The organism is Mesorhizobium sp. B2-3-2, from assembly GCF_006442295.1.
Taxonomy (GTDB): Bacteria; Pseudomonadota; Alphaproteobacteria; order Rhizobiales; family Rhizobiaceae; genus Mesorhizobium.
Genome location: NZ_VFWA01000002.1, coordinates 25,058 through 49,791, shown reverse-complemented (window position 1 = coordinate 49,791; position 24,734 = coordinate 25,058). Strand labels below are relative to the sequence as shown.

General features: G+C 63.2%; 23 protein-coding genes and 1 pseudogene. 12 read left to right on the top strand and 12 right to left on the bottom strand.

All coding sequences use genetic code 11. The features are described from left to right. Window positions 1-78 precede the first annotated feature (78 nt). Genes phnD through phnE (FJ964_RS05430) form a run of 3 tightly spaced genes read left to right on the top strand, consistent with a single transcriptional unit; the run spans window position 79 to window position 3,363 of the window. Window positions 79-987 carry a phosphonate ABC transporter substrate-binding protein gene (gene phnD, locus FJ964_RS05440; RefSeq protein WP_140549449.1) on the top strand — a complete coding sequence of 303 codons (909 nt, stop codon included), beginning with the start codon at window positions 79-81 and terminating at the stop codon, window positions 985-987. Between the two features lie 58 nt (window positions 988-1,045). Continuing rightward, window positions 1,046-2,002 (top strand): phosphonate ABC transporter, permease protein PhnE, encoded by a 957-nt coding sequence (gene phnE / locus FJ964_RS05435; protein ID WP_140549986.1) that lies wholly within the window; start codon window positions 1,046-1,048, stop codon window positions 2,000-2,002. A 2-nt stretch (window positions 2,003-2,004) separates the two neighbouring features. Further along, complete coding sequence (phnE, locus tag FJ964_RS05430; protein ID WP_140549448.1) at window positions 2,005-3,363, top strand: phosphonate ABC transporter, permease protein PhnE; 1,359 nt, start codon at window positions 2,005-2,007, stop codon at window positions 3,361-3,363. Between the two features lie 85 nt (window positions 3,364-3,448). On the opposite strand, the gene FJ964_RS05425 is transcribed toward phnE (FJ964_RS05430), so the two are convergent. From FJ964_RS05425 to FJ964_RS05415, 3 genes are read right to left on the bottom strand one after another with little or no spacing between them, the layout of a single operon-like run. After that, window positions 3,449-4,300, bottom strand: coding sequence for a sugar phosphate isomerase/epimerase (locus tag FJ964_RS05425; RefSeq protein ID WP_140549447.1), 852 nt, complete (start codon window positions 4,298-4,300; stop codon window positions 3,449-3,451). A 39-nt stretch (window positions 4,301-4,339) separates the two neighbouring features. Continuing rightward, window positions 4,340-5,527: a Gfo/Idh/MocA family oxidoreductase gene (locus tag FJ964_RS05420; RefSeq protein WP_140549446.1), complete on the bottom strand. Its 1,188-nt coding sequence runs from the start codon at window positions 5,525-5,527 to the stop codon at window positions 4,340-4,342. Between the two features lie 57 nt (window positions 5,528-5,584). Beyond that, window positions 5,585-6,640, bottom strand: coding sequence for a sugar phosphate isomerase/epimerase (locus FJ964_RS05415; protein WP_140513799.1), 1,056 nt, complete (start codon window positions 6,638-6,640; stop codon window positions 5,585-5,587). Window positions 6,641-7,039: 399 nt separating this feature from the next. Between FJ964_RS05415 and FJ964_RS05410 the strand changes: the two genes are divergently transcribed. The 5 genes from FJ964_RS05410 to FJ964_RS05390 are packed head-to-tail and all read left to right on the top strand — an operon-like array spanning window position 7,040 to window position 11,295. Beyond that, window positions 7,040-7,927: a sugar phosphate isomerase/epimerase gene (locus FJ964_RS05410; protein ID WP_140549445.1), complete on the top strand. Its 888-nt coding sequence runs from the start codon at window positions 7,040-7,042 to the stop codon at window positions 7,925-7,927. A gap of 56 nt (window positions 7,928-7,983) precedes the next feature. Further along, complete coding sequence (locus FJ964_RS05405; RefSeq protein WP_140500381.1) at window positions 7,984-9,153, top strand: mandelate racemase/muconate lactonizing enzyme family protein; 1,170 nt, start codon at window positions 7,984-7,986, stop codon at window positions 9,151-9,153. A 2-nt stretch (window positions 9,154-9,155) separates the two neighbouring features. Continuing rightward, window positions 9,156-9,872: a FadR/GntR family transcriptional regulator gene (locus FJ964_RS05400; RefSeq protein ID WP_140549444.1), complete on the top strand. Its 717-nt coding sequence runs from the start codon at window positions 9,156-9,158 to the stop codon at window positions 9,870-9,872. Between the two features lie 5 nt (window positions 9,873-9,877). Further along, window positions 9,878-10,858, top strand: coding sequence for a hydroxyacid dehydrogenase (locus FJ964_RS05395; RefSeq protein ID WP_140549443.1), 981 nt, complete (start codon window positions 9,878-9,880; stop codon window positions 10,856-10,858). Between the two features lie 41 nt (window positions 10,859-10,899). Next, window positions 10,900-11,295, top strand: a complete 396-nt coding sequence (locus FJ964_RS05390; protein ID WP_140549442.1) for a hypothetical protein — start codon at window positions 10,900-10,902, stop codon at window positions 11,293-11,295. A 56-nt stretch (window positions 11,296-11,351) separates the two neighbouring features. Here FJ964_RS05390 and FJ964_RS05385 read toward each other — a convergent pair whose 3' ends face one another. Next, window positions 11,352-12,518 (bottom strand): Fic family protein, encoded by a 1,167-nt coding sequence (locus tag FJ964_RS05385; protein ID WP_140549441.1) that lies wholly within the window; start codon window positions 12,516-12,518, stop codon window positions 11,352-11,354. 209 nt (window positions 12,519-12,727) lie between these two features. Further along, complete coding sequence (locus tag FJ964_RS05380; RefSeq protein WP_140549440.1) at window positions 12,728-14,023, bottom strand: amidase; 1,296 nt, start codon at window positions 14,021-14,023, stop codon at window positions 12,728-12,730. 120 nt (window positions 14,024-14,143) lie between these two features. On the opposite strand from FJ964_RS05380, the gene FJ964_RS05375 reads away from it, so the two are divergent. After that, window positions 14,144-14,491 (top strand): GFA family protein, encoded by a 348-nt coding sequence (locus tag FJ964_RS05375; RefSeq protein WP_140549439.1) that lies wholly within the window; start codon window positions 14,144-14,146, stop codon window positions 14,489-14,491. Window positions 14,492-14,611: 120 nt separating this feature from the next. Here the strand turns inward: FJ964_RS05375 and FJ964_RS05370 are convergent, their stop codons facing one another. Continuing rightward, window positions 14,612-15,826: an MFS transporter gene (locus tag FJ964_RS05370; RefSeq protein WP_140549438.1), complete on the bottom strand. Its 1,215-nt coding sequence runs from the start codon at window positions 15,824-15,826 to the stop codon at window positions 14,612-14,614. Window positions 15,827-15,917: 91 nt separating this feature from the next. Between FJ964_RS05370 and FJ964_RS05365 the strand changes: the two genes are divergently transcribed. From FJ964_RS05365 to FJ964_RS05355, 3 genes and pseudogenes are all read left to right on the top strand, one after another. Beyond that, window positions 15,918-16,904 carry an AraC family transcriptional regulator gene (locus tag FJ964_RS05365; RefSeq protein ID WP_140549437.1) on the top strand — a complete coding sequence of 329 codons (987 nt, stop codon included), beginning with the start codon at window positions 15,918-15,920 and terminating at the stop codon, window positions 16,902-16,904. Between the two features lie 106 nt (window positions 16,905-17,010). Beyond that, window positions 17,011-17,981 (top strand): annotated as a pseudogene (locus FJ964_RS05360) (AraC family transcriptional regulator). A gap of 146 nt (window positions 17,982-18,127) precedes the next feature. Beyond that, a complete protein-coding gene (locus FJ964_RS05355; protein ID WP_140549436.1) occupies window positions 18,128-18,559 on the top strand; it encodes a DUF4437 domain-containing protein in 432 nt (143 codons plus the stop codon). Window positions 18,560-18,890: 331 nt separating this feature from the next. On the opposite strand, the gene FJ964_RS05350 is transcribed toward FJ964_RS05355, so the two are convergent. From FJ964_RS05350 to FJ964_RS05325, 6 genes are all read right to left on the bottom strand, one after another. Then, window positions 18,891-19,976, bottom strand: coding sequence for an ABC transporter ATP-binding protein (locus tag FJ964_RS05350; protein ID WP_140549435.1), 1,086 nt, complete (start codon window positions 19,974-19,976; stop codon window positions 18,891-18,893). Next, entirely contained in the window at window positions 19,976-21,079 is a 1,104-nt protein-coding gene (locus FJ964_RS05345) for an ABC transporter ATP-binding protein (protein WP_140549434.1), read from the bottom strand. The genes FJ964_RS05350 and FJ964_RS05345 overlap by 1 nt, the downstream gene beginning before the upstream one ends. Further along, window positions 21,076-21,309: a hypothetical protein gene (locus FJ964_RS05340; protein ID WP_140549433.1), complete on the bottom strand. Its 234-nt coding sequence runs from the start codon at window positions 21,307-21,309 to the stop codon at window positions 21,076-21,078. Before FJ964_RS05340 ends, FJ964_RS05345 begins: the two co-directional genes overlap by 4 nt. Continuing rightward, window positions 21,306-22,265: a carbohydrate ABC transporter permease gene (locus tag FJ964_RS05335; RefSeq protein ID WP_140500406.1), complete on the bottom strand. Its 960-nt coding sequence runs from the start codon at window positions 22,263-22,265 to the stop codon at window positions 21,306-21,308. Before FJ964_RS05335 ends, FJ964_RS05340 begins: the two co-directional genes overlap by 4 nt. A gap of 1 nt (window position 22,266) precedes the next feature. Beyond that, entirely contained in the window at window positions 22,267-23,172 is a 906-nt protein-coding gene (locus FJ964_RS05330) for a sugar ABC transporter permease (RefSeq protein WP_140549432.1), read from the bottom strand. Window positions 23,173-23,241: 69 nt separating this feature from the next. Continuing rightward, entirely contained in the window at window positions 23,242-24,558 is a 1,317-nt protein-coding gene (locus FJ964_RS05325) for an ABC transporter substrate-binding protein (protein WP_140549431.1), read from the bottom strand. Window positions 24,559-24,734 lie beyond the last annotated feature (176 nt).

Below are 24,734 nucleotides of genomic sequence, written 5' to 3'. Positions count from 1 at the left end.
CGCCAGCCCGCGTCAGGGCACCCGTCAAAATCACCAACGCCGCCGGCGCGGGGCCGGAACCCACAGGAGAGAAATCAGATGTTCAGGAAAATGGTTTTTGGCGCCGTTTCGGTGCTCGCAATGGCCACCGGCGCGGCCCATGCCGCCGATATGAAGGAATTCCGCGTCGGCATCCTCGGCGGCGAGAACGAAACCGACCGGCTGCGCAACTACCAGTGTCTGGCCGATCACCTGAAGGCCGAATTCGGCTTCGAGAAGGTCTCGCTGTTCCCGGCCGCCGACTATGACGGTGTCATCCAGGGCCTGCTCGGTGGCACGCTCGATTTCGCCGAGCTCGGCGCTTCCGGCTACGCCAGCGTCGTCCTCAAGGATCCCAAGGCGGTGACCCCGATCCTCACCACCCAGCAGACCGACGGCGCCACCGGCTACTATTCGATCGGCCTGGCGCTGAAGTCCTCCGGCATCACCGACATCAAGTCGGCCAAGGGCAAGAAGCTCGGCTACGCCGATCCGGATTCGACCTCCGGCTATCTGATCCCGCTGACGCAGATTCCGAAGGATACGGGCGCGTCGAACGAAACATTCTTCGCCTCGACCCAGTTCAATGGCGGCCATGAAAACAACGTGCTCGCCGTGCGTGACGGCAAGGTCGACGTGGCGGTGGACGATTCCTCCGGCATCGGCGACTTCAAGGACGGCTACACCTCCGGCACCTTCCACAAGGAAGTCGCCAAGGGCGCCGTCGACCCCAACGACTTCGTCGAGGTCTGGCGCTCGGGCCTGATTCCGAACGGCCCGCTGGTCGTGCGCACCGCGCTCGGCGACGAGATGGCGGCCAAGCTGGCCGCCTTCTTCACCGACCTGCCCAAGAAGGACAAGGCCTGCTTCGAAGGCGTGGAAGGCGGCGATTTTACCGGCTACGTTCCTGTGAAGGCGGATTTCTACAACGTCATCGTCGAAGCCCGTAAGGCGGCCATCGGCGGCTAAGGGCAAAAATCAGGAAGGGCGGCATCGAGGAAATGCCGCCCTTCCTGCATGTCCGATGATGACCCTTTCCGTGACAGCTCCTTCCGGCGCCACGCACCAGATGGCCGACGCCTGGCGTCGCCAGACCTCCTTGCGCCGGCTCTACACCGCCATCGGCGTCTGCCTGCTGCTGGTCGCACTTGGCGGCACCATGTGGTTCGCCGACGAGGCCAATGCCGGGCACTTCTTCGACCGGCTGCCGCACATTCTGGATTTCCTGAGCTGGCTCGTTCCCAAGGACTGGAACGATGTCTGGCGGGCGCTGTTCGACATCGCCTCGCCGCATGACACCGGCACGCAGGAATTCAACTTTCCGCTCGGCCGCGCCTATGTCTGGGGCGGTTTCTACATCCCCGAATATTTCGAGCTGATGCTGACCACGCTTAACGTGGCGCTGGTCTCGACATTTATCGGTTTCGTCTTCGCCGTGCCGTTCTCCTTCATCGCGGCGCGCAACCTGACGCCGCATCCGCTGCTGCGGCTTGTCGTCAAGCGCGTCATGGAACTGCTGCGCGCCTTTCCCGAGATCGTCATCGCCGGCCTGTTCGCGGCCATCGTCTCGATCGGCCCGATCGCCGCCATCATCGCCATCGGCCTGCATTCGATCGGTGCGCTGGGCAAGCTGTTCTACGAGATCAACGAGAACATCGACATGCGCGCCGAGGAAGGCCTGCGGGCCGTTGGCGCCAACTGGTTCGAACGGGTGCGCTTTGCCGGTCTGCCGCAGGTGCTGCCCAATTTCATGTCCTACACGCTGCTCAGGATCGAGATCAACGTGCGCATCTCCACCATCATGGGCGCGGTCGGCGGCGGCGGCATCGGCGAGGAGCTGAAGCTGTCGATCTCGCGCGGCTTCGGCGCCAAGACCATAGCCTTGGTGCTGCTCCTGTTCACGACCATCTTCATCGTCGACCAGTTCTCCGCCTGGCTGCGCCGCAAGCTGGTCGGCGAACAGGCCTTTGTGATGAGCGCTTGATCATGACCGCCACTGAGATCCAGTCGATCGAGGAACGCTTCCCGCAAGTGTTCCGCCGGCCGTTCCACAAGCGCTTCGCGCCGCTGCTGCTGCTCGGCGGCATCTTGCTCTACCTGCTCTATGCGCTGTGGTTCTTCAATCTGCCGCAAGTGCTGCGGGAATCGCATTGGGAACGGCTGCCGCTGTTCCTGACCCAGTGGATCAGTTACGACGTGCAGCCGATCTTCCGCCTCGACGAGCCTGAGATAACGGCCAAATACCCCCGCTTTTCGGTACTCGGCCCCAATCCCGACCCGGATTGGGTCAGGACCAACGCCGACGGTTCGGTGACGGTCCTGATCGACGGCACGGCGAAGTCGGTCACCTTCGACAAGACAAAAGCGACGATCATCGCCGCTGGCAAGAGCGTGCTGGTGGCGCTGGACAGCGGCAAACCGCTGGTCTCGGGACCTGTTCCCGACTGGGTCACCGTGCATGAGGATGAGGTCGTCGCCGACATGGGCTTCGCCGGCGAAGTCCGCGTTGCTCCCGACCGCGTCAGGATCCGCAAGCGCTTTCTCGGCTGGGCGAACTTCGTCTTCGACACACGCTCGCCCTTCTTCGGAAAATCGCCTGGCGAGGTGATATCGTTGATCACATCGGGGCCCGAGCTGAAACCGGGCACCTCCAATCTGGCGCTCGCCGGCGACAATATCTGGAACAATGCGCAGTGGCAGCATGGCGATGTCTGGACAAAGCTGTTGCAGACCATCGTCATGGCCTTTCTCGGCACGGCGCTCGGCGGAATCGTTGCCTTCCCGCTCGCCTTCTTCGCCGCCCGCAACATCACCCCCAACCGGCTGTTTAACCAGTTGCTCAAGCGCTTCTTCGACTTCATGCGCTCCATCGACATGCTGATCTGGGCACTGTTCTTCACGCGGGCCTTCGGCCCCGGTCCGCTGGCCGGCAGCGCCGCGATCTTCTTCACCGAGATCGGCACGCTCGGCAAAACCTACTCCGAGGCGCTGGAGAACATCGATGACAAGCCGCGCGAGGGTGTTGTGTCGACAGGCGCCAACCGTCTTCTGGTGCAACGCTACGGCGTGCTGCCGGAAGTGGTGCCGGTGTTCATCAGCCAGACGCTCTATCAGTGGGAATCCAACACCAGGGGCGCAACCATTATCGGCGCCGTCGGCGCCGGCGGCATCGGCCTGAAACTGTGGGAAGCGATGCGCACCAATTCCAACTGGGCCAACGTCTTCTACATGGTGCTGCTGACGCTGGTCGTGGTCTTCATCTTCGACAACATATCCAACTTCCTGCGCCGCCGGCTGAGCCGCACGATCCATGATTACAACAGGTTGCAGGCCGAGCGGGGATAGCCTTGGGGTGGAGCATCAAGCGAGAAGTCGGCGGGACAGAGGGGGGCGCGAAGGAATGCCGGCGTTCGTCGACGGCGAATCGACCCTAAGCCGCCTTCCTCCACCCGTTCCTGATATGCCTGTACCCATCCCGGTAAACCGCTTCCGGGCTCTCGGAAAAATCGCGCCACACCTTGGTCGCCGCCGCGAGATCCTTCAGCGAACGTCCAAACGCCTCGATCGTCAGCCAATCGTCATAGCCGCTCTTGCGGATGGCCGAGAATGTTTCCTTCCAGGGGATGTTGCCGCGTCCCGGCACGCCGCGATCATTCTCCGATATGTGGATATGCACGACATTCCTGCGATGCTTCGTATAGGCGCCGATCGGGTCGGCCTCCTCGATATTGGCGTGGAAGGTGTCGTACATCGCCTTGATGTGCGGCCGGTCGATGGCATCGATATGCTCCGACAGGTCGGCCATCGTGTTGAGAAGATAGCATTCGAAGCGGTTGAGCGCCTCGAGCCCAATGGTGACGTTCCTCTTGCCGGCATGATCGCCGATGGCGCGCTGCGAGGCGACGGAGCGTTTCTTCTCACCCGCGGTCGGGCCGGACCCGGAAAAGGCGCCGAGCGTCGAATGCAGCGGGCCGCTCAAAGTTCGGGCGCCCAGGGCATCTGCACAATCGATCGCCCATTTCATATAGTCGACACCGGCCTTGCGCGTTGCCGCATCCGGCGAGATCAGGTTCATCGCCGGATCGCCCATCGCTGAAACGGCGGTCCGTTCAAGCCCTATGCGATCGAGCAGCTCGCCGAGTTTTCTGTAGTCGTCCGGCATGCCGGCAAAGATCGGTATCTCGACGCCGTCGAAGCCGGTGGCCTTGATGTCGCGAAGCAACGGGTCGTGTTTTTTCGAGACGTTGGTCGTCCACAAGAACATACACATGCCGATTTTCATCGACGCCCCTCCCCCAAATGATCCCCCGCGAGATCAAATTTAAAGCTTCGTCCACGCTCCATTCTTCTTCGACGATTTCACGCAGGCCTCGATGAAGGCCATGCCCTCGACGCCGTCCTGAATGGTCGGGAACACGACGTCCTTGGCAGGCTTGCCGCCCTTCCTGCGCGCGGCGCGGATGGCGCGTGCGGCCTCCTGGTAGATGTTGGCGAAGCCTTCGAGATAGCCCTCGGGATGGCCTGAGGGAACGCGGCTGACACGGCCAGCCACCGGCAGCGCGCCGGCGCCGTTGCGGGTGATCAATTGCTTGGGCTGACCGAACGGCGTGTACCAGAGGTAGTTCGGGTCGGCCTGAACCCATTCCAGCCCGCCCTTCGAGCCATAGATGCGCAGCTTCAGCCCGTTTTCATGGCCGGGCGCCACCTGACTTGCCCAGATCATGCCTTTTGCCGCATGCGCCTTGCCGACCGCCTTGAAGCGCAGCATGACGTTGACATTGTCGTCGAGCTGCCGTCCCGGCACGAAGGCGTCGAGATCGGCCGACAGCGTGTCGAGTTCCAGCCCGGAGACAAAGCGGGCAAGATTGTAGGCATGCGTGCCGATGTCGCCGAGCGCGCCGCCGGCGCCGGCCTGCTTGGGGTCGGAACGCCACGCCGCCTGTTTTTGGCCGGTGGCGGCAAGGTCCTCGGTCAGCCAGTCCTGCGGATATTCCGACTGCACGATGCGGATGTCGCCGAGCACGCCCTTGGCCACCATCTCGCGCGCCTGGCGGATCATCGGATAGGCGGTGTAATTGTGGGTCAGCACGAACACCTTGCCGGTCTTCTCGACCAGGGCGGCCAGCTTCTTCGCCTCGGCCAGCGTCGTCGCCAGCGGTTTGTCGCAGATGACGTGGATGCCGGCTTCGAGAAAGGCCCTGGCCGCCGGCACATGCACATTGTTCGGCGTGACGATGGCCACCGCCTCGATGCCGTCCGGGCGCTTGGCCTCGGCCTTGGCCATCTCGGCAAAGGACGCGTAGCTGCGCGAGGGGTCGAGCCCGAGCTCGGCGGCAGAGGCCTTGGCGCGTGCCGGATCGGACGACAGCGCGCCGGCGACCAGAACGAACTCATTGTCCATGCGCGCCGCGATCCGGTGCACCGCGCCGATGAATGCGCCTTGCCCGCCGCCGACCATGCCATAGCGGATCGGGCCGCCTCCCGCTTCCGACTTCGATGCACCGACCATGTCGTCTCCCTCGTGTCTGAGATACCCCTCCCCCTCGAGGGAGAGGGAAAACCCGCGCTAGATTCCCATCATGGCGCGCAGCACCTTCTTGTCCGTGGCACCGCCGGCGAAATCGTCGAATGCCTTCTCCGTCACCCGGATGATGTGGTGCTGGATGAAGGGAGCGCCTTCGGCGGCGCCATCCTCCGGATGCTTCAGGCAGCACTCCCACTCCAGCACCGCCCAGGAATCATAGTTGTACTGCGTCAGCTTGGAGAAGATGCCGCCGAAATCCACTTGTCCGTCGCCAAGCGAGCGGAAGCGGCCGGCGCGGTTCGTCCAGCTCTGGTAGCCGGAATAGACGCCTTGCCGGCCGGTCGGGTTGAATTCGGCGTCCTTGACGTGGAAGGCCTTGATGCGCTCGTGATAGATGTCGATGAATTCGAGATAGTCGAGCTGCTGCAACAGGAAGTGCGACGGATCGTAATTGATGTTGCAGCGCTTGTGACCGCCAACCGCGTCGAGGAACATCTCGAACGTCGCCCCGTCGAACACATCCTCGCCGGGATGGATTTCGTAGCCGACGTCGACGCCATTGTCCTCGTAGACATCGAGGATCGGCTTCCAGCGCTTGCCCAGTTCTGCGAACGCCTCTTCGATCAATCCGGCCGGCCGCTGTGGCCAGGGATAGAGATAGGGGAAGGCCAACGCGCCGCTGAAGCTCACCGAGACGTCGAGCCCGAGATTGCGCGACGCCTTGGCCCCGAACTGCATCTGTTCGACCGCCCATTGTTGCCGCGCTTTGGGGTTGTTGTGCACCGAAGCCGGCGCAAAGCCGTCGAACTGCGCGTCATAGGCCGGATGGACCGCCACCAATTGCCCCTGCAGATGCGTCGACAGTTCGGTGATCTCGACGCCGGCGTCGGCACAGATGCCCTTCACCTCGTCGCAATAGGCCTTGGAAGACGCAGCCTTCTGGAGATCGAACAAGCGCGCGTCCCAGGTCGGGATCTGCACGCCTTTATAGCCGAGGCCAGCTGCCCATTTTGTGATCGATGCAAGCGAATTGAACGGCGCTGCATCGCCCGCGAACTGCGCCAGGAACAGTCCAGGGCCCTTCATCGTCGTCGGCATCGGCATCCTCCCTCATTGTTGTCGCGACCGAGCATAGCGCCGATTGAAGACAGGGCCAGCCACTTTGGCCTGTTCTCAACGGTCACTTGCGTGCATTGTCATTCTGGTATTACCAAACGTGGCGATTTGGTCAAGCCTTGCCACTCACACTCAGAGCCCTCCGCCGTGCCGTAGGAGCGCAGCATAGTCCAATATAATCAATGGAGTAATCCAGACATTAGGTTGTCATCGCACAGTTCTTGCCGCGCGTTGGAAATTGCTGTAGACCTCGTCTTGGGCCCAATTGGTCGAACCAGTTTGCGAAGAAATGCTGGAACGCCTTGGGGAGGAACCGTCCGTCACATCCGGTGACGGCATGTTGCAGGCGAACCATTAGGGACGATCCGGGAAGGACAGACCATGCATCTTTCGACGCACAACTGGATGCGCGCGGAACCGCTGGAGACGACGCTCAAGCGCATCAAGAAATTCGGCTATGAGTCGATCGAGATTTCCGGCGAGCCCGACCAGTACAAGACCAGGGAGACGCGCGCGCTCCTCAAGGAGCACGGCATACGCTGCTGGGGCGCAGTGACCTTGATGCTGGGCGAACGCAACCTTGCCGCCCGGGACCAGGGCCAGCGCGAGCGCTCCGTGCAATACGTCAAGGACGTGTTGACCATGGTCAGCGAACTCGACGGCGAGATCATCACGCTGGTTCCCGCGACCGTCGGCAAGGTCGTGCCGGACGGCACCGAGGAAGAGGAATGGAAATGGGTGGTCGATGCCACCAGGGAGTGCTTCACCCACGCCAAGAAGGTCGGCGTCAAGATCGCGGTCGAGCCGCTCAACCGTTTCGAGACCTACCTGTTCAATCGCGGCGCCCAGGCCTTGGCGCTGGCCGACGCTGTCAGCCCGGAATGTGGCGTCTGCCTGGACGCCTACCACATCCATATGGAGGAATTTAACGTCTACGACGCGATCCGTAAGGTCGGAAAGCGCCTGTTCGACTTCCATGTCGCCGACAACAACCGCTTCGCCGCAGGCCTCGGCCAGATCGACTGGCCGAAGATCGTCGCGACCTTGCGGGAGGTCGGCTATGACGGGGCGCTGACCAACGAGTTCGTCGCGCCTGTCGACCGCACCCCGGCCGCGCCCTACCCCGACATGGTCGAACGCCACCCGGTCGACATCTCGCCCGAGCAGCTCAAATTCATCCAGGATCACGGCTCCAGCGTGCTGACGGAAAAATTCTACACCGACCAGATGCGGATCACCGCCGAAACGCTGCTGCCGCTGATCAAGTAGCCGATCCGATTGGGAATGAGCCCTCCCGCCATCCGGCGGCAGGGCCGGGGAAGACCATGCGCATCAAAAGCGTCCAGGCCTGGTGGATCCGCATACCGATCGAGGCGGCCAAGCAGCACCGCAGCGATTTCGGTCAGGTGACGACCTTCGACGCCGCCATCCTGCGCATCGAAACCGATGACGGGCTGGTCGGCTGGGGCGAAGGCAAGAACGCCGCCGGCAGCGCCGGCAGCTACGGCGCGCTCGTCCATATGCTGAACCGTGAAGTCGGGCCGCAGCTCGTCGGCCGCGATCCGGCCGATATCGGCATCATCTGGGAAATGCTCTACAACGGCGTGCGCCACGACAGCGCGGCGCGCGCTGGGCATGCCATGCCGCAGCTGGCGCGGCGCGGCATGAGCGTGGCCGCCATCAGCGCGGTCGACATCGCGCTCTGGGACATCCTGGGCAAGTCCCTCGGGCAGCCGGTCTGGCGACTCATCGGCGGGCGCAAGCTCGATCGCATGCCGGCCTACGCCTCCGGCGGCTGGGCGTCCGCCGACGCGATCGGCGACCAGCTCAAATCCTATGTCGCCAGGGGCGGCTTCAAGGCGCTGAAGATGCGCATCGGCGCCATGGATGGTGCCGCGCATGTGTCGGCTGCTCGCGTTCGCGCCGCCCGTGAGGCGCTCGGCCCCGACGTCGAGTTGATGGTCGACGCCCATGGCACCTACACGGTGGCGGAGGCGAAGCGCTTCATCCATCTCGCCGGCGATCTCGACCTTGCCTGGTTCGAGGAGCCGGTGATCGCCGACGACAAGTCCGGCCTTGCCGAAGTCCGTGCCTCCGGCGCCATACCGATCGCCACCGGGGAAAGCGATGCGACCCGCTATGCCTTCCGCGACCTCGCCGTGCTCAAGGCCGCCGACATCTTCCAGCCCGATCCCGCCTTCTGCGGCGGCATCAGCGAGGCCATGAAGATCGGCACCATTGCCAGCGCCTTCAACCTGCGCTTTGCGCCGCATCTATGGGCCGGCGCGCCCTGCTTCTTCGCCGGGCTGCATGTCTGCGCCGCCTCGCCGTCGAGCTTCACCGTCGAATACTCGCTCGGCGCCAATCCGATGATCCACGACCTTGTCGAAGAGACTGTCGAAGCAAGGGACGGTATGATAGCGATCCCCGAAAAGCCGGGATTGGGGTTCACCATTTCGGAGCGGTTCCTGGAGGCGCACGCGCAACGCAATTGACGATGAAAGAAAACAACCTTCTCGCGGAGCTTGCCGCCTATCTGTTCTCCCATTCCGACAAGGAGACGGGCCGAACCCCGTCGGAACGCGAACTGGCGGAGCATTTCGGCGTCAGCCGCGGCCAGATCCGCGAGGCGCTGGCCATTCTCGAGGCCATGCGCATCGTCGAGCGCAGGGCCAAGTCCGGCATCTATATCGACACCAAGCAGGCCAGCGTCGAGGCGCTGGCGCTGTTCGCGCGCGCCGGCCTGCCGCTCGATCCCTTGCAGATCTACGAGACGGTCGAATTGCGCAAGATACATGAGATCAAGGCGGCCGAACTTGCGTGCTCGCGTGCCACCGAGGAGAATTTCGAGCGCCTGCGCGAGATCCTGAAGGCCTCGGAAGAACGCATCGCGGCAGGCGAAGGCCTCGCCAAGGAGGATCGCGAGTTCCATCTCGAGATCGTGCGCGCCACCAAGAATGGCGTCTTCCACAACATCTGCAGCGTCTACTATTTGATGGGCGAGCAGCGCCTGCCGATCTACTTCAACGATCCGGAGCGTAGCGTGCGCTCGCATGCCGAACACATCCAGATCTACGAGGCGCTGCTGCGGCGCGACGGCAATCTCGCGCAGGCGCTGATGAGCGCCCATCTGCAAGGCGCGGAAAGCTACTGGAAGGGCCTGATCGAAGGCCTCGGGGCGGCGCCGCAAAGCCCGACGCTCGAACAGGCCTGACGGAGATGACGCGCATCCTGTCGACGCACAAGTTGCATCCGCGCGCTGCGGCCATGCTGGCGGGGGCGGGTGAGCTTGTCGTCGCCTCGGCCCTCGATCCGGGCACGCTGGCCACCGAGGCGAGGAATGCCGACATCGTCATTGTGCGTGCACCCCTGCCACCCCTGCTGTTCGAGGGTGCCACCAGGCTGCGGGCGGCGATCCGCCATGGCGCCGGGCTCGACATGATCCCGATGGAAGCAGCGACCGCGGCAGGTGTGCTGGTCGCCAACGTGCCGGCGGTCAACGCACGCTCGGTGGCCGAGCATGTGATGTTTGCAGCCCTCGCCCTGCTTCGGCAGTTCCGTGTCGTCGACCGCGACCTGCGCGCCAAGGGCTGGCTTGCCGGCCGCGAGCACGCCAATTCCAACGTCGAGCTTGCCGGCAAGACGGTCGGCATCGTCGGCCTGGGCGCCGTCGGCCAGGCGGTCGGCCATATCGCCGCGCACGGTTTCGACCTCAACGTGGTGGCAACGACACGCAGCATGCAGCCGGCGCCGGACAAGGTCGGTTTCCTCTCGATCGACGCGCTGGTCGAGCAGAGCGACATCATCGTCCTGTGCTGCCCGCTGACGCCGGAAACGCGCGGCTTGATCAGCCGCGAACGCATCGCGCGCATGAAACCCAACGCGTTGCTGATCAACGTGTCGCGCGGGCCGGTCGTCGATGACGACGCGCTGATCGAGGCCTTGCGGGAGCGCCGCATCGGCGGTGCCGCGCTCGACGTGTTCTCGACGCAGCCGCTGCCATCGGATCATCCCTATTTCAGCTTCGACAATGTCGTCATCACCCCGCATATGGCCGGCATCACCGAGGAATCGATGGTGCGCATGGGCGTTGGCGCGGCCGGCGAGGCCCTCCTGGTGCTGGCAGGCAAATTGCCGGTCAATCTGCGCAACCCGGAAGTGGTCGGGCACTATCGGCGACGGTTTCCCGCTGACAGCTAGACCATCGCCGTTTCGCCCCAATTCTTCGCGACGCTGGAGCCATGTCCGTTCTTCGCCTCGCATTGCTGTGCCTTGCCACCACCTCAGCGGGCTCGCTGCCCTCGCTCGCCGCGGCCGAAAGCAGCTATGTCTATTGCGACAATGGGCTGCGCTGCTTCAAGGCTCCCTGCCCATCGAACAGCGCGCTCGACCTCGCCACCGGCAAGATCATCAAGGGCGTGTCGATCGACACCGGCGGGCTGCCGACGAAGGACAAGGCGATGGTCGAGGCGTCGGATGCGCTCTATGCCGGCAAGATTGTCGTCAGGGGATCGATCGCGCGACGCACCCAGACCATCACGGGCAAGCAGTACAGCCTGCCGTGGCTGGTCGCGACGGCCGTCGAGCGCGCCGCCAAGGACAGCGAACGCAAGCACTGCTCTTCACACAAACCATGATCGCTCCAACGCGTATTCCAAACCGGCCTCTGCCGCAGCGCGGAATTCGTATATCGTCAAGGTCGTCGCGGCTCGGTGCCTTCTGCTAAGCGGTCCAAATAGGCTTGATAGGCAAAGACCCTGTGTCGCTGTTTCCCCGTCACTTCGCGAACTATGCCGATCGAGATCAGGTGCCCAAGCGCGGAATTGATTGTCGGCTCTGACAGCGACAGTTCCTGGGCTGCCTTTTGGATAGTCACGATCGCGCGACGCTGGAGGAGTCCATGTACCATACCTGCCGAGACAGCGGCCCGGCCTAAATCCTGAATTCTGTGGGCGTCAGCCTCAAATAGGCGTAGCAGGTCCTGGGCGGTCTTGGCCGCCTGATCGGCTGTCTCCGTGACACCTTCAAGGAAGAACGACAGCCAGCTTTCCCAGTCGCCGGCCATTCTCACTCGTTGCAGCAGGTCATAGTAGGTGCCGCGATGTGTTTTGAAATAGAGGCTGAGGTACAGGGTAGGCTCCCTAAGCACTTTGTTGGCACAAAGGAACAATGTGATCAAAAGGCGGCCCAGACGACCATTGCCGTCAAGAAATGGGTGGATTGTCTCGAACTGGACGTGTGCCAACGCCGCCTTGACGATGTTCGGCAGGCGGTCATCGGTGTGCAAGAACTTCTCAAAGGCGTCGAGACATTGCATTAGCTGGTCAGGAGGAGGAGGGACAAACATGGCATTGCCTGGTCGTGTTCCGCCGATCCAGTTCTGCGAATGCCTAAATTCACCAGGTTGGGAAGAGGCGCCACGTCCCGCCTTAAGGAGAACGCCATGGATTTCGCGGATCAATCGGAGAGAAAGCGGAAATCCTCCCCGCATGCGATCGAGACCATGTTCAAGAGCGGCGATGTAGTTGGAGACCTCTTCGACATCATTCAGAGGGACCAGCGGTAGCTCATCCGCCTCAAATAGCAGCAAATCGGAGAGTGACGATTGGGTGCCTTCGATCTGGGACGACAGCAAGGCCTCTTTCCGTACGTACATGAAGATAAACAAGGGCGGAGCGGGAAGAATGGACGTAACGCCGTCCAAACGCCCCAGGGCTAGGTTTGCGCGTTCTATAAGTTCTGAAAATGTGCCAAGATCGATTGGAGGTTTTGGCGGGAGTGGCGGTGGCATGAATGCACGCACTTTTTCGCCCGCGACCGATGTTTCGATCCTGAGGCCGAGGCGGTCCTGATCCGGCATAAGGCAAGGATCCTTTCGTTAGCTTTTATCTAACGAAAGGATAAGGCCCAATCCTTGTCTTAGGAAGGGTTTTGTATATGTTTCGTTCCGGATCCCCGCGGGAAATGAGCGGTAACTTGAAAACCGTCCTTAGGATCGCACCTTGGCAGCAACCTTCACAGAGACATAGGGTAGCCGGCGTTCTGCGTCTTTAGCGTCACCCCCTACGATCAGCCGCCCAGCAGCCTCTCCACTTCGGCGGCGATGCTCAGCAGACGGCGGTCATGGCCGTGGCGCGCCACCAGCATCAAGCCGGCCGGCAGCGCCATGCCTGGCATCGGCAGCGAGATCGCGCAGAGGTCGAACTGGTTGGCAATCTGCGTGTTGCGCAGCAGCAGGCCCTCCGTGCGGTCGCGCAGCTCGGCATCTTGCGTCAGGGAAACGATGGTCGGCGCCGTCACCGGTGTCGTTGGCAGAGCCAGCACATCGACCGATGCCAGCCGCTCATCCATGGCGGCAACCAACGCGGAACGGCGACGCAATGCCCTGATGTAGACCGGCGTCGGCAGCATTGCTGCCCGTGACAAAGGTCCGCTCACATGCGGGTCGACCGGCACCGGAGCGCCTGCCGCCAGCCAGTCGGCATGCACTTCGGCCCCCTCCATCGCAGCGATCGAACCGCGTTTGGTGACCGCGCGAAGGTCCGCGATCATATCGCCGATCGAAAAGTCCGCGATCCGTGCGCCGGCCTGCTCGATCTTGCCGAGGCAGCGCTCGAACGCTGCCGCCACCGCGTCTTCAGCCTCTCCGAAAAGCAGCCCGCGCGGGATACCGGTGCGCAGCCCGGCAAGAGCAAGCGGCGCCAGCACCGCCAGGTCTTCGCCCGCCATCACCGCATCGGCTGCGGCGCATTGCGCCACGGTGCGGGCGAGCGGGCCGACCGAGTCCAGCGTGGCCGACAGCGGAAAGGCGCCTGTGAGCGGCACCCGCCGCGCCGTCGGCTTGAAGCCGACGACGCCGTTGAGTGCCGCCGGAATACGGATCGATCCGCCTGTATCGGAACCGATGGAGATTTCGCTCGTCCCCTCGCCGACGGAAACGCCGGCGCCGGAGGAAGAGCCGCCGGGAATGCGGTCGGCATCGGTTGCGTTGCCGGGCGTGCCATAGTGCTGGTTGTCGCCGATGGCGGTAAAGGCGAACTCGGTCATGTTGGTCTTGCCGATGATCACCGCGCCGCCTTGCCGCAGCCGGCGCACAATCATGGCGTCGCCAATTGCCGGCGCAGCATCCTTGAGCAGCAGTGATCCGGCCGTGGTCGCCTCGCCGCGGACATCGAACAGGTCCTTGATCGAAACGATCGTTCCGTCGAGCGGTCCGAGCCTCACGCCGGCCCTCCGCCGCGCGTCGGCGGCATCGGCTGCGGCTCGCGCGGCTTCGGTATAGAGTTTCGTGAACACACATTCTTCGCCGGCGCGGGCGGCGAGGCGCGCCAGGACGGTTTCCAGATGATCGCGGACGGATTGCATCTTCGGTGTCGGACTCCGGACCTCTGGGACGTCTTAAGCTTAGCAGCCGGCGCGTGGCGTGCCGAGACTTAACCCGGTGCGGGCGGTTTTGCACCCCTGGCGGACGCAAGGAAGAGAACGATGCTCTACAAAGGCAGCTGTCATTGCGGCAAGGTCGCCTTCGAGTTCGAGGCGGAACTGACCGGAGCCGTGCGGTGCAATTGCTCGATCTGCTCGCGCAAGGGCGCCTTGCTGTGCGCCGTCCCGCATCGGGCGCTGCGGGTGCTGGCCTGGAGCGACGAGATCGGCACCTACACATTCGGCAACCATGCCATCGCGCACCGCTTCTGTCGCACCTGCGGCATCCACCCTTTCGCCGAGGATGTGCACGAGGGGAGTGAACGCAGCGCCTATATCAACATCAACTGCGTCGCCGATGTCGATCCGTCCGCCTTGTCGATCTTCGACTTCGACGGGCGTTCAGCCTGAATTTCACCGGCGGCCTGCCGCGTCCGCCTGTCAGCGACGCCGCCACCGCAACGGCAATGGCCCGAGAACCTTGATGGATCTCGGGCCATTGCCCAGGTCAGTAATGGTTGTCGGGCGAGCCTACCCGGCGCGCTTCGGGCCGAGCAGGAACACCACGACGGCGGCCAGCAAAGTCGCCGCGCCGCAATAGGCGAAGGCACTGGCGACGCCGGCATGGTCGACCAGCAGGCCGCCGAAGACGGCGCCGAGCGCAATCGCCACCTGGAAGGTCGCGACCATCAGGCCGCCGGCGCTCTCGGCCTGATCGGGCGCGGCCCGCACCAGCCATGTCTGCAGGCCGACCGGCACCGCGCCGAAGGCAAAGCCCCAAGCCGCGACGGCGGCGGCGGCGATCGCCGGCGAGGCGCCGAAGACCAGCATCGAGGCGGCGGCCGCTGCGATCAGCAGGGGAGCCAGCGCGACGGCGGCCTTGAGATTGCGTTCGGCCAGAATACCGCCGGCGATATTGCCGAAGAAGCCGCCTATGCCGTAGGCCAGGAGCACCAGCGAGATTGTCTCGATGCCGAGCATCGGGATCTTCTCGAGGAAGGGGCGCACATAGGTGAAGCCGGCAAAGTGCCCCGAAGCGACCAGCAGCACGACCAGCAGCGCCACCCTGATCGACGGGCGCTCGAGCACCTCGAGCAAAGTGCGGAAACTTGCCACGCCCATCGGCGGCAGCTTCGGAATGGTGGCCACCTGCACCAGCAACGCCAGCGCGGCGACGACCGTGGCGATCATGAAAGCCGTGCGCCAGCCCCAGATATCGCCGACATAGGCGCCAACAGGGGCGGCGGTGACGGTGGCCAACGAAACGCCGGTCAGGATGATCGACATGGCGCGTGGCATCAGCCGCATCGGCACCAGCCGCAAAGCCATGGCCGCCGACATCGCCCAGAAGCCGCCCAGCGCAACGCCGAGCACGACGCGGGCAAGCAGAAGCATGGACAGCGACGAGGCAAAGGCGGCCAAAAGGTTCGAGGCGATGAGGAATGCCGTCAGCATCCACATCACCAGTCTGCGGTCCATGCGCCGTGTTATGATCGCCATTGTCGGAGCGGCAATGGCGCCGACGATCGCGGTCGCGGTGACCGCCTGTCCCGCCACGCCTTCGCTGACGCCGAGATCGCTCGCCATCGGCGTCAACAGGCTGGCGGGCAGGAATTCCGCCGTGACGAGACCGAAAACACCAAGCGCCAGCGAGACGACGGCCCCCCATGCCGGCTCGGTTCGTTCCTCCTGATCGACAGTGTTCAATAGGGCGGCGTCGACGACGCCCGTCGCGGGTTCGGCCATGGTCAGTCTCCGATGAAGTTGCAGCGCAACATTTGGCTGCACTGCAACATAGGGAGTGACGGCCTGGAGTTTCCATGCTAGAAACACCATTATGTTTGACCGTTCGTCCAAAATTCCGACCACTGGCGATCCGCTGACCGACATATTACGCGGGCTGCGTCTCGACGGCGTCGACTATGCCCGTTGCGAAATGCGGGAGCCTTGGGGCATCCAGTTTCCGGCCCAGGCAGCGGCGCGATTCCACTTCATCGGCCGCAAGGGCTGCTGGCTGATGCAGCCCTCGGGCGAGTGGGTCGAGCTCAAGGCGGGCGACGCGGCGCTGCTGCCGCGTGGCGCAGCGCATGTGCTGGCGAGCGAACCGGGGACCAAGGCTTGGCCGATCCAGGGCTACGCCGCCGAAGAAGTCTGCAAGGACGTCTATTGCATGTCCAGCGAAGCCATGTGCCCCGATGGTCGCTGTCCGGGCACGCTGCTGTTTTTCGGCAGCATGTACTTCAACATCGATGGCCTGCATCCCCTGCTCGGCATGATGCCTGACGTCATGCGCGCGCATGAACTCGAAGCTTATGAGCCGGGTATTCCGCATCTCCTGGACTCGATGGCGCGTGAAGTGACGATGGAGCGCGTCGGCTCCGGCGGCATTCTGGCGCGGCTCGCCGACGTCCTTGCCGCCACCGTGATCCGCTCATGGGTCGAGCGCGGCTGTGGCGATTCAAGCGGTTGGATCGCGGCGGTCAGGGACCCGGACATCGGGCGCGTTCTGGCCGCCATCCATCTCGAACCGGACCGCGACTGGACCGTCGAGGCGCTCGCCAGGATGATGGGCGCCTCGAGATCGGGCTTTGCCGAGCGTTTTGCCACCATTGTCGGCGAGACGCCGGCCAGGTACGTCACCCAAGTGCGCATGCACCAGGCCCGGCAATGGCTGGTGCGCGATCGCCAGAAGATTTCCGTCGTCGCCACACGCCTGGGCTATGAGTCGGACGCCGCCTTCAGCCGGGCCTTCAAGCGCGTCATCGGCTCGGCTCCCAGCCACCTGCGTGCCGAGGAACATGCAGAGATCCGCCAGGCCGGCTGAAGCGCAAGGCCGTGACTCCAGGCTGGCGCAATTCCGTCCGGAATTGCGCGAAGAGATACAGCAGTTCAGCGTTTCCGTGGGAGGCTGAACTGCTGTAGGAATCGGCATGGACTTGACCTCGCCCGACGACACTGCGCCGGCCCCGGGAGGTGCGCTGACCGAGATGTTGCGCGCGCTGCGGCTCGAGGGGGTCGACTATGGCCGCTGCGAACTGGGCGCGCCGCGGGCCGTGCTCTTTCCGGTGCAGAAGGCGGCGCGGTTTCATTTCATCGGCCGTGCCGGATGCTGGCTGCTTTCGCCACTAGGCGAATGGATGGAACTGAAAGCCGGCGATGCATTGCTGTTGCCGCGCGGCGCCGAGCATATCCTCGCCAGCGCACCCGGCGTGCAAGCCGAACCGCTCGAAAGCTACAGCGTCGAGCCCCTGCAGGACAATGTCTACGCCGTCTCGAACGGCGGCCATGGTGCAAAAACCCTGCTGTTCTGCGGCAGCATGCACTTCAACCACGATGGCTCGCATCCACTGCTGGCCATGATGCCGGATATGCTGCGCACGAAGGAGCTGATGGCCGGCGAGCCAGGCATCCCGCATTTGCTGGAAGCCATGGCCGACGAGGCGACGAGCAACCGGGCCGGCTCCGGCATCATGCTGGCGCGGCTGGCCGATGTATTGGCCGCGGCCATCATCCGCTCGTGGGTGGAGAACAGCGCCGGTGATATCACGGGTTGGATCGCGGCGATCAAGATCGAGATGTCGGCCGCGTGCTGGTCGCCATTCATCGGCAGCCCGAGAGGAACTGGACCGTCGAAGCGCTGGCCCGCGAGATGGGCGCCTCACGGTCCGCCTTTGCCGAACGTTTCACGGCCGTCGTCGGAGAGACGCCGGCAAAATATGTCGCCGGCGTACGCATGCATCAGGCAAGGCGGTGGCTCCTGGAAGATGGGATGAGGGTGTCGGTGATCGCCGCCAGATTGGGCTATGATTCGGAAGCGTCGTTCAGCCGGGCCTTCAAGCGGATCGTCGGCAGCGCGCCCAGCCATTTGCGCGCCGCGGGCGGCGGCTCGGGAAAAGGCTAAATCAACGCTGTTTGGAGTGGCGATTTCCGGCCTGGATGAATTGCCAAGTGTTCCGGACAGAATGCCATTCCCGGTTTGGCCATTTGCAATAGCTTGCCGTCCAACAGACGAGCGCCGGCGGCAACTCGGCCCGAAGAGGAGAAGCGATGCCAAATCATCTGAAAATCCTGGCTCTGGCCGCAATGCTCGCTATCCCCGGCCATGCCTTTGCCCTTGAGGACAGCTATCTGCCGGCCAGCAAGATTCCCTATGTTTCTGAGGCGCCGGACCAGCCGCAACGCCTCGGACCGCTATGGGGAGAAAGGGCCAAGGGCCCTGCCGGAACGTTGCTGAAAGTCCCGGGCAAATGGCGCGCTCCTGTTCACGCGCACACCGCCGATTATCGCGCCGTGGTGATCCGGGGCCTATGGGCGCACTGGCAGATGGAAGGCGGCGAGGCGAGCAAGGTCGAGCTGCCTCCCGGATCTTACTGGACCCAGAAGGCCAATGAGATGCATGACGACGCCTGCCTCTCGGACACGGAATGCGTGATCCTGCTGATCAACACCGAGCCCTATGAAACCTACCTGCCGAAGTAGAGGTGCGGGACGGCTGTCCGACCGGCATTGCCGCGGGGCTCCGAACTCGGGTAACAAAGGCCTGACGACAGCCAGTCCCGCTGTGCCAGTTTCCCATGATAGGAATTTTTTCTTGACTGGGTGAAGGCAACTATGGTAGATATTTGGTTATGGTGCTGAGTTGCGCCAGGGACCCGCCGCACAGGCGGGTTTTTCCGTTCAATGCTTCATCAACAGCGCACCGACGAAGGCTCCGGAGGGACCCGTTAACCCGGATTTCTTGCCCTGCCGCCGCAAGGCGGTTTTTTTGTTTAGGGCGCTGTCCGGAACATCGCATTCGCGATAATTCGCCTCATCCGGCGTGCCGCAAACTCACGCCGCTGCCCTTGTCGAACAGCACCACCTTGTCCGGATTCCAGGCAAAGCGCACCGGCTGCTCGATCGCGACATCGGTCCGTGCCGGCACCGTGGCGCGCAGCGTGGTCTCGCCCACGCGCAACGTCAGGATCTTTTCCACGCCATGGTTTTCGACGTCGTGGACGCGCGCCTCGACCGGCGCACCGCTCTCGAGATAGACATCCTCGGGGCGGATGCCGAAGACGAGCGGGCGACCGTCGGTCGCCGCACTCGCCCTGGCTCCCCCCGAAAGCGGCAATTCGAAATTCAGCGGCGCCATCACCGCACGATCGTTGACCAGCCTGCCGTCGATGAGGTTCATCGGCGGCGAGCCCACGAAGCTCGCCACATAGGTGTCGCGCGGATTGTTGTAGATCTCGTGCGGCGTGCCGGTCTGGACGATGCGGCCATGGTTGAGCACGCCCACCTTGTCGCCCATCGACATCGCCTCGATCTGGTCGTGGGTGACGAACAGGAAGGTGGCGCCGAGCTGCATCTGCAGGTTCTTCAGTTCCGTGCGCAGCGCCTCGCGCAGTTTGGCGTCGAGCGCCGACAGCGGCTCGTCCATCAGGAACACGCGCGGCTTGCGCACGATGGCCCGACCGATCGAGACGCGCTGCATCTCGCCGCCCGAAAGCCGGTCGGTCTTGCGGTCGAGCAGATGCTCGATCCTGAGCGTCCGCGCCGCGCGGTCGACGCGGTCCTTGATCTCGGCATCGGGCAGCCGCCGGATCTTCGGCTTCAGCGGGAATTCGAGGTTTTCGCGCACCGTATAGCGCGGGTAGAGTGAATATTGCTGTAGCACCAGCGCCACGTCGCGCTCGGCGGCGCCCCAGTCGGCAACGTCGATGCCGTCGATGAAGACCTGGCCCTCGCTCGGCTTTTCCAGTCCGGCGATCAGCCGCAGCGTCGTTGTCTTGCCCGCGCCCGTCTCGCCGAGCAGGACGAAGAATTCGCCATCGGCGATGTCGAGGTCGAGCCCGGTCAGGGCCGTGTGATTGCCGAACGTCTTGGAGATGTTCTTGAGCTGGATATGGGCCATCAGAGTCTCACTCCGAGCGACTTGCCGCTCGCCGCGTCGAAGAAATGCGCCTGTGTCGGATCGATCCTGGCGAATACCCTCTCGCCGGGACCTGAAATGAAGCCGCTCTTGGTGCGGGCGCGCAGCATCTTGGAGCCGACTTTCAGGTCGACGATGTCGAACGAGCCGAGCGGCTCGACGATCTGCGTCTCGACCGGCATGAAACCCTCCGCCGCCTCACGGCGGATGAGGACGCCTTCCGGCCTGATGCCGAGTGCCAGCCGGCCGCCCGCATGGCCGTTGAGCTTCGACAGGAGCGCGCGCGGGAATTCGAAACCGGTTGGCGCATCGCCCAGCGTCACCGAGGCCGACGAGGCTTTTTCGGCAACCGCCGCGTCGGTCACGTTCATCACCGGACTGCCGACGAATTGCGCCACGAACAGGTTGGCCGGGTGCGAATAGACCTCGTCGGGCGAGCCGACCTGCTGGAGCACCCCCTCATGCATGATGACGATGCGGTCGGCGAGGCTCATCGCCTCGATCTGGTCATGGGTGACGTAGATGGTGGTCGAGCCCTGCTTGATGTGCAGCCGCTTGATCTCGGCCCGCATCTCCTCGCGCAGCTTGGCGTCGAGCGCGCCGATCGGCTCGTCCATCAGCATCGCCTTCGGCCGCCGCACCAGCGCACGGCCGATCGCCACGCGCTGCATGTCGCCGCCCGACAGCGCCGACGGTTTCTTGCCGAGCAGATCCGTGATTTGCAGCGTCTTGGCGACCGAGCGAACTTCCTGGTCGATTTCGCTCTTGCTCTTTCGCGTGGCGCGCAAGGGAAAGGCGATGTTCTCGTAGACGCTCATATGTGGGTAGAGCGAGAACGACTGGAAGACCATGGCGATGTCGCGGTCGGCGGCCTTCAGATGCTGGATGGGCTTGCCGTCGATGAGGATGTCGCCCTCGTCGATCGTCTCCAGCCCGGCAATGGCGCGCAGCGTCGTCGTCTTGCCGCAGCCCGACTGGCCGAGCAGCACGATGAACTCGTTGTCCTCGATCTTGAGGTTGAGGTCCTTGATGACCTGGACGGCGCCGAAGAACTTCTGGACGCCGCGAAGCTCGATCTGGGTCAATGCTGCGCTCCCGGATTTCGCTGCGGATCGCCTGACTGGCCGGTTCCGGCTTCCTCTTGCGGTGCGATCTTGGAGGTGATGTTGAAGCCGATCAGGCCGATCAGGATGATGGTCAGCCCATAGCTGTGCAGCAGCAAGCTCCAGGGCTGGCATAGCGCGACGATGCCGAGCACCATGAGCACCTGACTGCCCGGCTCCAGATATTTCTGGTTGATGGCGCGAAAGCTCATTTGCGGATCGCTCCGAAGGACATGCCGCGCAACAGGTGATTACGAAGCAGGAAGGTGAAGATGGCGACGGGAAGCAGGAACAGGAAGGTGCCGGCGGCGATCACCGTCCAGTCCGGCAGGCCGGAGCCGACCTGGCTCGGGATGAACGGCGGTGCGGTCTGGGCGCGGCGATTGGTCATGATCAGCGCGAAGGCATATTCGTTCCATGCCGTGATGAAGCAGAATACGGCCGTGGCGGCGATGCCGGTGGCGGCTTCGGGCAGCACGATCTTGAAGAAGGCTTCCATGCGCGTATAGCCGTCGACGAGTGCCGCTTCCTCGTACTCCTTCGGGATCTCGTCCATGAAACCCTTCATCAGCCAAACCGAGAAGGACAGGTTGAAGGCGGTGTACAGGATGATCAGCCCGATATGGGAATCGTTGAGGCCGACCGCCCGGTACATCAGGAACATCGGGATCGCCACCACCACGGGCGGCAGCATGCGGGTCGACAGGATGAAGAACAAAAGGTCCGCCTCGCCCTTGACCCTGAAGCGCGAGAAGCCATAGGCGGTGAACGTGCCCATGCCGACCGCCAGCACCGTCGAGGTGATCGCGACGATCAGCGAATTCATGAAACGGTTCGGATAGCCCGACCATTGCACCTGGCCCTTGCCGTCGCGCACGATCTTTTCGCCGCCGTCGAAGACGACGCGTTCCCACCAGGGCGCCGCTGCGTATTCTTCCGGCGAAGGCGGGCTGCGCAATTGCGAGCGCTTGGTGAACAGCTTCACGAAGGGCGATATCTCCGGCTGGAACACAACCGTCGGCGGGATGGTGGTGGCAAGGTTGCGCGGCTTGAACGCCGTCGAGGCGATCCAGTAGATCGGCGCCAGGAAGATCACCGTCGCCACCAGCACGGCGACGATTGCGACGCGGTTGAGGGCGATCTCGGAAGAAGTGCGGACGGCGGCCATCTCAGCGCTCCTTCACTTTGTTGAGATATTTGACGTAGATGTTGGTGATGGCCAGCACCATGATCAGCACGATGTAGGCGAGCGCGCAGGAGCGCCCGGTCTGCCATTCCTGGAACGCCATCTTGTAGAGCCGGATCGAGATCAGTTCAGCCGTCGGCTGGGTGGTCAGGATGTAGGCCAGATCGAAGGTCTTGAACGCTTCCATGGTGCGGAAGATGACAGCGATCATCAGGATCGGCGCAACCAGCGGCAAGGTGATGCGGAAGAAGGTGTAGAACGGACCGGCGCGATCGATCGCGGCGGCTTCGTAGAGGTGCTTCGGCACCGCCGAGAGGCCGGCCAGCGACAGCAGCATGACGAAGGGCGACCACATCCAGATGTCGGTCAGCGCAACGGCGTAGAGCGCCATCTTGGGGTTGGCCAGCCACTCGAAATTGCCAAGCCCAAGCGCATAGTTGATGACGCCCCATGACGGGTCGTAGAGCAGTTTCCAGAACAGGCCGACGACGGCCATCGACAGCATCATCGGCAGCAGCAGCAGGGTCGTCAGCAGGCCCTTCAGCGGGATGTCGCGGTTGAGCAGCATCGCCACGCCGAAGCCGACCAGCAACTGTCCGGCGACCGAGATGATCACGTATTTGGCGGTGATGGCGAAGTTGGACCAGACATACGGGTCGCTGAGCAGGTCGCGGTAGTTCTGCAACCCTACGAAATTCGCCGGCGCGTTGGTCGAGGCGCGGAAATCGGTGAAGGAATAGCCGAGCGAGTAGATCAGCGGAAAGATGTTGAAGACGATCAGGAACAGGATCGTCGGGATGATGAAAAGATTGCGGATCGAAATATCGCTAAGGCCACGCGCGGCCGCGCGTGAAGATCTGTCCAGCGTGGTGATCATCGTGGTCGCCAAGACCCTGCTCCCGCTTGAAGAAAAAGAAACGGAGGAGGCATGAGCGCCCCCTCCGTGGGACATGAACGATTATTGGCCGCGACCGTATTTCTTGAAGGTCGCGTTCCAGTCGGCGGCCAGTGCGTCGAGCGTTTCCTTGGCGGTGCCTTCGCCGCCGATCATGTAGGGATAGACGCGCTGGTTGAGCTGCTGGAGCAGTTCGGCATATTCCGGCACCGCCCAGAAATCCTTCACCTTGAACATGGTCTCGTAGAAGGCTTTGTTGTAGGGCGTCGCATTCTGGAACTCTTCCGACTTGAGCACCGCTGCGCTGCAGGTGTAGCCGCCCAGTGCCGCCCACTTCTTCTGGGTCTCGTCCTTGATGAACCATTCGAGGAACTTCATCGCCTCGTCCTGCTTCTGCGAGTAGGAGACGATGGAGATGCCCTGGCCGCCGAGCGCGGCGAACTGGTCGCCATTCGGCCCGGGAGGATTGGCGAAGAAGCCGGTGTTCTTGGCGTTCGGGTTCGACGCCTCGTTGATCAGCGAGGGGAAGAACGCGAAGTAGTTCATGCTCATCGCGGCCAGATTTTCGGTGATCGCCTGGTTGTCCTCGACGAAGAACGACTTGGCCCAGCCCGGAGGCGTGAACTTGTAGAGTTCCTTATAAGCGTCGAGCGCCGCGACGGCCTTGTCGGAGTTGATGAAACCATCGACCTTGTAGGTCGAATAATCACCCAGCTCGCCGCCATAGGAGAACAGCACGTTCTCGAAGCCCATCGCCATCGCGTCATAGGAATTGTCGGTGTAGATGGCGATGCCGTATCTCTTCTGGTCCGGCCGGTGGAAGAATTCGGCGATGTCGCGCAGCGCCTTGAAATCCTTCGGCACGTCGAGGTCGTAGCCGTATTTGGCCTTGAAGGCTTCCTTCTCCTTGGGATCCTCGAACCAGTCCTTGCGATAGGACCAGCCGACGGCGTCGCCTTCGAGCGGGATGGCCCAGTACTTGCCGCTGTTGCCGGGATATTCGGCATAGTACTTCACCGTCGCCGGCGCCATCACCTCGCCGAGCTTGTGCTTGTTGAAGAAGTCCGTGAGGTCGACATAGTGGCCACCGGTCGAGCCGGCGCCGAGCCACTGCGAGTCGCCGACGACCAGGTCGTAAGCGTCGCCATGGGCGTTGAACTCGGTGAAGGCCTTGGTCTGGAAGTCGGCCCATGGCGTGGTTTCCACCGTGATCTTGACGCCGGTTTCCTTCTCGTACTCGTTGCCGAGTTCCTGGAGGTAGTTGGCCGGATCCCATTCCGCCCAGAAGATGGTGAGCGATTTGTCCTGGGCGTAGACGGATGTTCCGCAGGCAAGTGTCAAGCCGATACCAGCAAGCAAGCTGGTCACTATCTTGCGCATGATGTTTCCTCCCTTGTGCGCATTCTACCGTATCAAGCGAGCCGACAAACGGGGCCGGCCCTGGTAGTTCCTCCCTTGGTCGCGCCTTCCGGTTTGGAGCCTCCTCGCCCGCCCGGAAATGGATCGCAGCCCTCACTTTCGATCCGCTTTTCTCCTTTGATCTGGTATTACCAATT